Source organism: Rhodothermales bacterium (genome assembly GCA_034439735.1).
GTDB lineage: Bacteria > Bacteroidota > Rhodothermia > Rhodothermales > JAHQVL01 > JAWKNW01.
In genome coordinates this window covers 1-3,052 of sequence record JAWXAX010000009.1, presented here as the reverse complement: position 1 = coordinate 3,052, position 3,052 = coordinate 1, and the positions used below count along the sequence as shown (strand labels likewise).

Below are 3,052 nucleotides of genomic sequence, written 5' to 3'. Positions count from 1 at the left end.
CGCCGCCGAAGTCGGCGTGGCCCGGCGTATCGACGATGTTGATCTTTTTACCGCCGTAGGTGATAGCGGTATTCTTGGCCATGATCGTGATGCCCTTCTCGCGCTCGAGGTCCATCGAGTCCATGACGCGTTCCTGGACTTCCTGGTTATCGCGGAAGGTGCCGCTCTGCCAGAGCATGGCGTCGACGAGGGTCGTTTTGCCGTGGTCAACGTGCGCCACGATGGCGATATTTCGGAGGTGGGATGATACCATAGGAATATGAAAAGGGGCGAGCCGATGCTTCGGATCGCCCTGTCCGTCGGAGATGTCGTAAGTACCGCCCCTCTTTCGCCCGGGGGGGATGTATTGTTCCGTCAGGAGCGGTCTCCGGCGGCGAATCGTTGGTGAATGCCGATGGAATCCTGGACGCCGTTCGATCGTCTATGGGGTTCACACGCCTTGTGGCGCGATTCGTCCGCCGGCGACTCTGCTTGTTATGTTAACGAAAATCCTTCACCTGCCATGGCTCATTCAATGATAGTGTTACGCCGCCGCCTGTTCCTGATGGTTGCCGCCCTCTTTGTTGTCGCACCGCTCTATGCCCAGAATGCACCCGCCGTCACCCTGATGAAGCCGGGCGACGCCAAACTCAACCTCAACACCACGCCGACTGACGCCTTCCTCGCCGTTCCCAACGCGGGCCCTCGCATGGCGCACGAGTTCGACGAATACCGTCCGTACATCAGCATCCTCCAGTTCCGCAAGGAAATCGGTAAATACGTCGACGCGGATAAGGTAGCGGCGTTCGAGCAGTTCGTGTTTGTACCCATCAAGGTCGATGCCTGCGACGCGGCGACCCTGCAACAGATTCCGGGCGTCGATGAGGCGAAGGCCCAGGCGCTCATCCAGGGCCGGCCCTATGGGTCGAACGATGCCTTTCTGAAAGCGCTCACCGGCCATGTGTCCGCGGAGGAAGTAGCCGTGGCAAGGACGTACCTGGAAAACTGATGCCCCTATCTGTCGAAACGCACCTGCGGCGGTTTCAGCTCGTGCTGGCCGCCGCAGTGTGCCTCGGAGTCATCGCCGAACTCGCGCTCATTGGCCATACGGAAGGATTCGTTCAATGGGTCCCCATTCTTTTTTCGAGCCTGGCGTTGCCGGTATTCGGACTAGCCTACGCGCGGCCGTCGCGGGGCGTTCTGTTTGCCCTGCGGGTCGGGATGGTCGTCCTTATAGTCGCCGGCGGCTATGGACTCTACGAGCACTTTGAGCATAACCTGGAATTCGAGCTGGAAATCCAGCCCAACGCGACCTTTGCGGACGTCTGGCTGGAGGCTCTTCGCGGCGCCAGCCCGGCCCTGGCCCCCGGCGCGTTGTCACTGGCCGGCCTGTTGGGGCTCGCCGCCACCTATCGGCACCCCGCCCTACAGCCCCGGGCCGCCGCCGCCACAGCTGTCATCAATTGATCGCCTATGCCACTCCAAAAACTCTCTCCTGAAGCCATCGACAAGCGCCTCGCGACCCTCGCCCACTGGTCGGTCGTCGATGGCAAGCTGCACCGCGAGTTTCAATTCGCGGACTTCAACGCCGCGTTCGGGTTCATGACCCGCGCGGCGCTCGTGGCCGAACAGATGAACCACCATCCAGAGTGGTTTAACGTGTACAACAAGGTCAGGGTAGACCTGACGACCCACGACGCCGGGGGGATCAGCCACCTGGATTTTGAGCTCGCCGCGAAGATGGACGGATTGGGGGGGTGAGGCTCGCATTCACTCGCGGTCAAGAATGGTAGTCTCCCGTCCGCACCGCAGGTGCTCACTTCTCCCGTAACGCCAGCCGGATGAGTTCCTGGGCAGACTGGATGCCGGGGTTGTTTCGCAGCACCAGGCGGAGGCTGCGTTCGGCGGTCGCGCGGTTGAGGCCCAGGGCTTCGAGCGCGGCGAGGGCGTCCGAGCGGGCTTCGGCGCGGGTATCCGAGGGGTCGGAGAGGACGCCGGCGCCCGGAAGATCAAGCTTCACCAGCCGGTCCTTGAGTTCGACGACCATCCGCTCGGCGGTCTTCCGGCCAACGCCGGGGATCCGGGTGATCATACCCACATTCCCCTCGATAAGGTAGTCACGCAACTCCGCGGGGCGCATGGCGGACAATGCAGCGAGCGCGAGGCGGGGGCCGATGCCCGAAACGGCGAGCATCTCGTCGAACAACGATCGCTCGGCCACGGTCGCGAAGCCGTACAGCTGGTGGGCGTCTTCGCGGACGTGGAAATGGGTAAAGAGCCGCGCCGGCTTGCCCTCCTCGGGCAACTGCTCGTAGGTGGAGGTGGGGATGAGGATGGCATATCCCACGCCATGTACGTCGATGAGCGCCTCGGTAGGCTTTTTGTCGATCAGTGTGCCGGAAACGTAAGCGATCATGGCAATGGTCGATTGTTAATGGTCGATGGTCGATTGTTGATGGTCTGTTGTCATTGTTTGGCAATCATCAACCATTGACCATCAACCATTGACTATTGACCATTCTCAAACCTCGTGTCCCAGTTCCAGCGCATGACAATCGGCAGTCGCCGGCCGACGCCGAACGCTTTTTTGCTGACGCGGAGGCCCGGGGCGGCCTGCCGGCGTTTGTACTCGTTGCGGTCTACCATGCGCAAGATACGGTGGACAAAGGCGCGGTCCAGCCCCGTTTCGCGGACGATGGTGTCCAGGTCCTCGATCTCCTCGACGTAGCGCCGCAGGATCTCGTCCAGCACCGGGTACGGGGGGAGGGAGTCGGAGTCCTGCTGGTCGGGTCGAAGCTCGGCGGAAGGCGGTTTGGTGATGGTGTTGACAGGGATGACGGCGCGGCCGGCGCGTGCATTGATATGCTCGGCGAGGGCGTACACGTCCTGCTTGAACACGTCCGCCAGCACGGCCAGGCCGCCGTTCATATCGCCATAGAGGGTGGCGTACCCGACGGACATCTCGCTTTTGTTGCCGGTCGTGAGGAGCAGATGATCGAACTTGTTCGACACCGCCATTAGCGTGACGCCGCGGGTTCGTGCCTGGATGTTTTCCTCGGCGACGCCGGCGTCG

General features: G+C 62.0%; 6 protein-coding genes. 3 read left to right on the top strand and 3 right to left on the bottom strand.

Annotated features, from left to right (window positions below):
• Nucleotides 1-253, bottom strand: a 253-nt coding sequence (locus SH809_00355) for a GTP-binding protein (protein MDZ4698127.1), incomplete at its 3' end; no start/stop codon positions are given.
• A 249-nt stretch (nt 254-502) separates the two neighbouring features.
• Here SH809_00355 and SH809_00350 point away from each other — a divergent pair.
• Genes SH809_00350 through SH809_00340 form a run of 3 tightly spaced genes read left to right on the top strand, consistent with a single transcriptional unit; the run spans nt 503 to nt 1,740 of the window.
• Nucleotides 503-988, top strand: a complete 486-nt coding sequence (locus SH809_00350) for a hypothetical protein (GenBank protein ID MDZ4698126.1) — start codon at nt 503-505, stop codon at nt 986-988.
• Nucleotides 988-1,446, top strand: coding sequence for a hypothetical protein (locus tag SH809_00345; protein MDZ4698125.1), 459 nt, complete (start codon nt 988-990; stop codon nt 1,444-1,446). Before SH809_00350 ends, SH809_00345 begins: the two co-directional genes overlap by 1 nt.
• 6 nt (nt 1,447-1,452) lie before the next feature.
• Complete coding sequence (locus tag SH809_00340; protein MDZ4698124.1) at nt 1,453-1,740, top strand: 4a-hydroxytetrahydrobiopterin dehydratase; 288 nt, start codon at nt 1,453-1,455, stop codon at nt 1,738-1,740.
• A gap of 55 nt (nt 1,741-1,795) precedes the next feature.
• Here the strand turns inward: SH809_00340 and ruvA are convergent, their stop codons facing one another.
• Both ruvA and nadE read right to left on the bottom strand, forming a co-directional pair.
• Nucleotides 1,796-2,395, bottom strand: coding sequence for a Holliday junction branch migration protein RuvA (ruvA, locus tag SH809_00335; protein MDZ4698123.1), 600 nt, complete (start codon nt 2,393-2,395; stop codon nt 1,796-1,798).
• Between the two features lie 92 nt (nt 2,396-2,487).
• On the bottom strand, nt 2,488-3,052 hold a 565-nt coding region (gene nadE, locus SH809_00330), incomplete at its 5' end, for an NAD(+) synthase (GenBank protein MDZ4698122.1).